At 74.4% G+C, this 6,819-nt stretch carries 4 protein-coding genes; all 4 read right to left on the bottom strand.

Annotated features, from left to right (window positions below; all coding sequences use genetic code 11):
• A partial coding sequence (locus ACIQOV_RS20175) for an FxsB family cyclophane-forming radical SAM/SPASM peptide maturase (RefSeq protein WP_401050228.1) occupies nucleotides 1-1,030 on the bottom strand: 1,030 nt, incomplete at its 3' end.
• Between the two features lie 35 nt (nucleotides 1,031-1,065).
• Nucleotides 1,066-5,079: an FxSxx-COOH system tetratricopeptide repeat protein gene (gene fxsT / locus ACIQOV_RS20180; RefSeq protein ID WP_401050230.1), complete on the bottom strand. Its 4,014-nt coding sequence runs from the start codon at nucleotides 5,077-5,079 to the stop codon at nucleotides 1,066-1,068.
• Nucleotides 5,069-6,457 carry a TIR-like protein FxsC gene (locus ACIQOV_RS20185; protein WP_401050233.1) on the bottom strand — a complete coding sequence of 463 codons (1,389 nt, stop codon included), beginning with the start codon at nucleotides 6,455-6,457 and terminating at the stop codon, nucleotides 5,069-5,071. The genes fxsT and ACIQOV_RS20185 overlap by 11 nt, the downstream gene beginning before the upstream one ends.
• A 239-nt stretch (nucleotides 6,458-6,696) precedes the next feature.
• A partial coding sequence (gene fxsA / locus ACIQOV_RS20190) for an FxSxx-COOH cyclophane-containing RiPP peptide (RefSeq protein ID WP_401050236.1) occupies nucleotides 6,697-6,819 on the bottom strand: 123 nt, incomplete at its 5' end.

Raw genomic sequence — 6,819 nt, forward strand, 5'->3', positions numbered from 1 at the left:
CCCCGCCGCAGACCCGGGCCAGCGGGCAGCCGGCGCAGACCGGCCCGAGGCCCGCGAGGCCGCGCTGGCGGGCCCGGAAGGCCGGGTGCGCGCCCGCCCGCGCGAAGCCGTGCCGCCACACGTCCAGGCCGGTCCCGGGGGCGCCGTCGTAGGCCACCTTGAGGCTGTCCGCCTGCTCGATCGTCCCGTCCGCCTCGACCACCACCAGGTCGACGGGCGCCAGCCCGACCGCCTCGCTGGCCGCCCGCCCGCCGAGCAGCAGCACCGCCAGCTCCTCGAACAGCCGCACCCCGGTCTCCCGGCGCGGCGCGTCGTACCAGCGGTCGAAGGCGGCGATCAGCCACTGCCCGTACGGCGCCGGCTCCGCGCCCGACGGCGGCGCGTCCGGCAGCGGCCGCGGCCGGACGCCGGGCGGCGGCTCCCGCCAGGTCGCGTGCGGCAGCAGCAGGTCGATCCGGGGCGGCGCGAACTCCAGCAGCGCCTCGTAGGTGGCCACCGGGTCGGACTCCAGGTCGACGACGCACAGCAGGCCGGCGAAGAGGTCCCGGTGCCGGTCCGAGCCGAGCAGCCGCACCGCCTCCGCGGTACGTGCCCAACTGCCGGTGCCGGAGGGCGTTCTGCGGTGCCGGTCGTGGTCGGCCCGGGTGCCGTCCAGCGAGACCCCGACCGCGACCCGGTGCCGGTGCAGCACGTCGAGCAGGGCCGGTTCGTCCAGCAGCCGCAGCCCGTTGGTCTGCACGGTGAACCGCTTCCGGGGCCGGACGGCCGCCAACTCGGCCAGCAGCGCGTCCAGATGGGCCGCGCCGACGAGCAGCGGCTCGCCGCCGTGCAGCACCACGGACACCTCGTCCAGCCCGTGCTCGGCCGCGTGCTCCTCGATCCGCCGGGCGGTGCGGCGGACGGTCGCGAGTTCCATCCGTCGCGGCCGCCCGCGCCAGCTCTGGTCCGCGCCCTCGTACACGTAGCAGTAGTCGCAGGCCAGGTTGCACCGACTGTGGATCTTCAGCAGGAACTGCCGGAACGGCACCATGCCGGTGAGCCTAGGCCACACCGGCCGACCGTCCGTCACACGTGCGGCGGCTCCACGTCGGAGTCCAGCCGCGTCCCGGCCCGCACCGCGATCGTCGTCGGGTGCTCCTCCCCCAGGGTGATCCGGGCCCGCCGGATGCAGTCCGCCCGCAGCTCCGCCGCCCGCTCGGCGTACCCGAGGGCGGCCATCGACAGCGAGAGGTTGGAGTTGATGCCGATGGAGTCGTAGTGGTCCTGGCCGAGGGCCTCGGTCATCAGCGGCGCGGCCTCCAGTTCCAGGTCGAGCGCGTCCTGGAGCTCCCCGGCCAGCGACAGGTCGTTGGCGTGGTTCATCATCGCGATCGGGATGTAGAGGTGGTGCGCGCCGAGGACGGTGCGGAACTGCGCCAGCGTACGGCCGGACAGCTCGCGCGCCTCCGTCGCGCGCCCCGCCAGCCGCAGGTACACCGAGAGGTTGTTGGCGCCGGCCAGCGTCACCGGGTGGTTCTCGCCCAGGTAGTCGCGGTACCTCGCCAGCGCCCGTTCGGCCAGTGGGATCGCCCGCCCGGTGTCGCCGAGCGCGTTGAGGTCGCTGGCCAGGTTGGTGGCGGCGGCCAGGGTGTCGGGGTGCTCGGGGCCGTTGATGTCCAGGTAGCGCTGGTAGATGTCCTCGTCGATCTCCAGGGCCTCGTGGTACCGGCCGGCCCGGCGCAGCGCCACGGCCAGGTTCTTGCGGGCGCGCAGGGTGTCGGTGTGGCTGTCGCCGATGGTCTGCTGGTAGATCCGGACGGTCTCCTCCAGCAGGTCCAGGGCCTCCCGCAGCCGCCCGGTCTCGCGCAGGTCGCGGGCGTAGTTGGAGGCCGAGGAGAGCGCGTAGAGGCTGTGCGCACCGAGCGCGTCGCGCTGCTGGAGGTAGTTGCTGCGGTGCCGTTCCAGGGCGGCCCTGCGGTCGCCGGCCAGGTAGTCGGAGACGGCGAGGTTGTTGGTGATCATCAGGGTCCGGGGGTGGTCCGGGCCGAGGGTGCGCCGGGCGGCGTCCAGGGTGCGTCGGTCGAGCGCCCGGGCCTCGTCGTAGCGGCCGAGGAAGCGCAGGTCGGCGCCGAGGCTGTTGGCGACGGCGAGGGTGTGGGAGTGCTCCGGGCCCAGGGTCGCGGTGAAGCGCTCCAGGATGTCCCGGTCCATCTCGTACGCCTCCTGGAGGGCGCCCTGGGAGCGGCGGATGTTGCTCAGCTGGGTGCGCAGCATGAGCGTCTGGGCGTCGTTGTCGACGTCGAAGCCGGGCCCGCCGTAGCCGTCCTGGCGCCAGTGCTCCAGGGTCCGTTCGGCGAGTTCCCGGCCGGACTCGTGCAGGCTGCGCTTCCACTGGTAGCGGACCGAGTCGATGATCCACTGCCGGACGTCCTCGTCGGCGCTGTCGAGCGCTCCGGACGGCCAGAGGTGGGGCAGGAGTTCGGCGTACTCGGCCCAGTTCACGGGCACGTCCGGGTCGCCGGGGTTGGCGGTGGCGAGCGCGGCGTGGACGACGCCGCGCAGTTCGGCCCGCCGCTCCTCCTCGACCTGGTCCCGCAGCACCGCCTGGACCAGCCGGTGCACGGTGATGGTCTCGCTGCCCTGGTCGGTGCGGGCGAGCCCGAAGCGGTTGATGGCGCGCAGGAACTCGCCGATCGCGAGCTTGTCGCGGGGCGCGCGCGGGGGCAGCCGCAGGGCGCGGGTGACGGCCCGGCTGTAGAGCAGCCGCATCGGGATGGCGTCCGGGCCGAAGAAGGCGCAGATCTCCAGGATCTGGGCGGCCGGGGCGTTCATCCGGCGCAGCTCCTCGACCGAGATGCGCCAGGTCGCGGCGGCCGAGTGCGGGTAGTCGGCGGCGCGCAGCCGGGTGCGCTCCAGCATCTCGGTGAGCTCTTCGTCGAGCAGTTCGAGGTAGGTGGCGATCGGCATCGACGTCTCCTGGAGCCAGACGGCGGCCTGGCCGACGGCGAGCGGCAGGTCGCCGAGGCGCTGCGCGACCTGGTCGGCGTCCTCCGAGGAGAGCCCGCCGTTGAAGCGGCGCAGCAGCCGGACGCTCTCCTCGCGGAGGAAGACGTCGACCTCCACCAGGCCGGCGTGCCGGGCCCAGCCCTGGTTGCGGGAGGTGATCAGCACGTGCCCGCCGGAGGAGCCGGCCGGCTGCCAGGGGGCGAGCTCCTCGGGGGTGCCGGCGTTGTCGAAGACGAGCAGCCACCGGCGGTACGGCTGGCCGCGGCGCAGCGCGTCGAGCACGGCGGCGGCGGTGTGCGCGACGTCGTCGCTGGTGGGCACGCCGAGCCGGGGCGCGAGTTCGGCGAGCTTCTGCGGGATGTTGGCGGGCTCCTCGGCGGGCACCCACCAGACCACGTCGTAGGCGGCCTTGAAGCGGTGCGCGTACTCGGCGGCGATCTGGGACTTGCCGGCGCCGCCGAAGCCGTAGAGCACCTGGCTGAGCACGGCGGCGGGCCCGCCGGTGAAGCGGTTGCGGAGCAGTTCGAGCAGCTTGCCGCGGCCGATGAAGGCGGCGTTGCGCGAGGGCGCCTCCTGGACCTGCGGGGCGGTGCCGGGGAACCGCGCGGGGGCGGCGAACTCCCCGCTGTCGGTGTCCGATTGGCGGCTGCTGCCGGGCGGCGGGCCGAGTTCGGCGTAGAGCTGGGACTCGGCGCCGACCGCGGAGGAGCGGACCAGGTCGGGCACCGGCGGCCCGGTGAACGGGCGGGGCACCGGCTCGTCCGAGTCCTGGAGCCGGAAGGCGACCAACGACGGCGACCCGGAGGCGAGTTCGCGCCCCTGGAGGAGCTGCCAGACCTCGGCCGCGCGGGGCAGCGCGGTGTACTCGGGCGAGAGCAGCGCGAGCAGCCGGCCCTGGCCGTCGACCGGCCCGGCGACCTCCGGCGGCCGGGGGCCGCTGTACGGCTCGGCGGCGCTGTGCAGGGAGGTCTGATAGCCGAAGCGGGTGAGCGTCCCGGCGGCCCACTCGGCCCACATCCGGTCCTCGGGGGCGTAGCTGACGAACACCTGACGCGGAACCGCTCGGGCGGAGCGCAGGTAGGCGCCGTAGAGCCGGCGGCGGGTCTCGGCGGTGAGCGGGCGCAGGGCGCGGACCCGGCCGTCGGTGATCCAGCCGGCCAGCCGCTCGAAGGCGTTGAGCAGGCTGCGGGCCTCCTGCGGCCGGTCGGCGACGGTGGCGGGCACCTCCTCGTAGGCGTAGAAGGGCTTGTACGGCACCTCGACGTCGGCCCAGTAGCCGGCCCGGCGGTCGCCGGCCAGCCAGCGGCCGAGGTAGGGGGCGAAGGCCTCGCGGGCGTAGTCGCGGCCGGCCTCCAGGCGCTCCTGCTCGGCGTCCTCGACCCGCATCGGCACCGGCAGGACCCGGATCGCCCGCTCCTCGGCCGCGGCGATGTCGCGGGCCGCGTCGACGCCGCCGCGGATGTTCTGGACGCTGAAGGTGAAGCAGTCCACCACGGTGTCGGGCATCAGGACGGTGCAGATGCCGGAGGTGTCGCTGACGCCGGTGCGGCTGTCGATGAGCACGTAGTCGTAGCCGCGGGCCCAGCGGTCGCGCAGCTCGCGCAGGAACTCGCCGCCGCGGATGTCCCGGCCGTGGTAGAAGCTGCGCCAGTTGAAGCTGGTGACGGCGGCGGCGTAGGCGGCGTTCTGCCGGCCGGCGGGCAGGAAGTCGAGCCGGCCGCCGGGCGGCAGGTCGAGGGCGAGGCCGCAGACGTAGCCGTCCAGGCGCCCGGGCTCGTCCAGCCAGGCGGCCGGGGACTGCCCGACCGGCCCGGCGGTGGAGGGCAGCGCCTGCTTGACGTAGGAGCGCAGCAGGTCGATCAGGCCGTCGGTGGAGTGCAGTTCCGGGTCGACCAGCAGCGGGTGGTAGTACCGGTGGAGGCCGGGCGCCTCCAGGTCCCAGTCGACGACCAGGACGCGCAGGCCGCGGCTGGCGAGGATCCAGCCGACGTTGGCGAGCGCCATGGTGCGGCCGGTGCCGCCCTTGAAGGAGTAGAACGTGACGACCGATCCCGGTCCGCCGCGCTCCGGATCCGCGCCGGGCTCAGTGGTCATCGTTCTTCTCCCCCCTCAGCGGGACAGCGGTGTCCTTGCCCCGGCTCTGGTGCGGCAGGTCGGTGGAACCCGGGAGGCCCCGGTTGACGCGTGCGGGCCCCCGGCGGGGCCCCGGCGGGCCGGCCGGGATGGTCAGCCCGGGCATCGCCGGGCCGGTGTCCGGGCCGCCGGGGCCGAGGCCGAAGGCGTCGCCGCCATCGTCCCCCCAATCCAGGTTGTCGTCCATGAGCTTGTTCTGAGCGACCGTCACCATGATGGTGAGGTCGTTGTCGAAGCTCTCCCGGCTCACTTTGACCCGGAACAAGTGCTCCAGGTCGCTCCGGCGCAGCCAGTTGCGCCGGAACACGTCGCGCACGCCCGCCCAGAGCGCGTCGCGCTCCGGCCCGTCGGCCGGGTCGCCGCTGCCGGTGGGCACCATCACGCCGGTGACGGGGTGGTTCTGCTCGTCGTACGCGCGCAGCGCGGAGCGGTAGCGCTCGGCTCCGGCCACCCACGGGTCCACCAGCAGGATGCTGACCTGGCTGTCCTCGCGGGCCTGGTCGAGCTTGTCGGCGAGGGCGGTGTCGACCTCCTCCAGCGTGGTGGTGTGTCCGGCGCCGGTGATCACCTGCTGGGCGCGGGCCGCCAGGGACGGCTGGACGGGCGGGTGGTAGGGCGCCCAGTGCCACGGCTTGGAGCCGTACCAGCCGCCCTCGGCGGCGGACTCCGAGGCGCGCCCGGCGGCGATGAACAGCCGCACCATCCCGGGGGCGGACGCCGCGGGCGGCGCCGCCGGGGGCGGGAAGTAGCCGCGCACGGCGCCGAGGTCGAACTCGGGCAGCTCGCCGAGCCGGCGCGCGGCTGCGTCCCGGACCCGCTCCGCAACCACCCGGACGACCTGCTCGTACGCCCCGCCCTGCGCGGTGCGCAGCAGTGCCCGCAGGCCGTACCGGGCGTAGGCCTCGCCCATGTCCGGCTGGGCCCACTGGATCTTGTTGACCTCGTCGGCCAGGTCGCCCGGCTCGACGGGTTCCCAGAGCACCGGGACGAGCGCCGAGATGAGTTCCCCGGTCTCCTCGTGGTGGCGCCGGACCCGGCCGCGGAAGGCGGTCCACTCCTTGCCGCAGTAGAGGCTGGTGAAGTAGGCCGGGGAGTAGAGCGCGATCATGGTCCGGCTGCGGCCGAGCATCGTGGCCAGCCGCTCGGCCCAGTCGTCGCCCAGGCGCAGCTGCTCGGTGTCCCGGTAGGCCAGTTCCTCGCTGCGCACGCCGGTGCCGACCAGCCGCCCGAGTTCGTCCCGCAGGTCGTTGAAGAACTGGTTGACGAAGGCGTCCTCGGCCTCGAAGTCCCGACGCGCGTAGCTGAAGAAGAAGTACGGCCGGTGTTGTTCCTGCTCCATCACCTGTTCCCCCCGTGCCCAACGGTCCGCGACGGCGCTGGTTTCATACCCCAGCATGTCCCGAACTCCACCGTCCACGCTGGCGAGTTGGCGGATTCGGCCGCCTCGTGGGGTTTAGCCGGTGGTCAGGCGCACTTCCCCGGCCGGGGGCGCTCCGGCGCTCAGGGGGCGCACCGGCGGGGGCGCGGGCGCCCGTCGGGCTCGACGCGCCGGGTGCGGGGGCGCGGGCTCCCGCGGTGCTACCGGTCGAGCGCCGACTGGAAGGCCGCGAGCGGCTCCGCGCCGGGGGTCAGGGCGTCCGCGACCACCCGGCGCAGCAGGTCACCGAGGACGGTGTCGGGCAGGGCGTCGAGTTCGTCGAG

The sequence above is a fragment of the Kitasatospora sp. NPDC091257 genome (assembly GCF_044757675.1).
Taxonomy (GTDB): domain Bacteria; phylum Actinomycetota; class Actinomycetes; order Streptomycetales; family Streptomycetaceae; genus Kitasatospora; species Kitasatospora lactacystinica.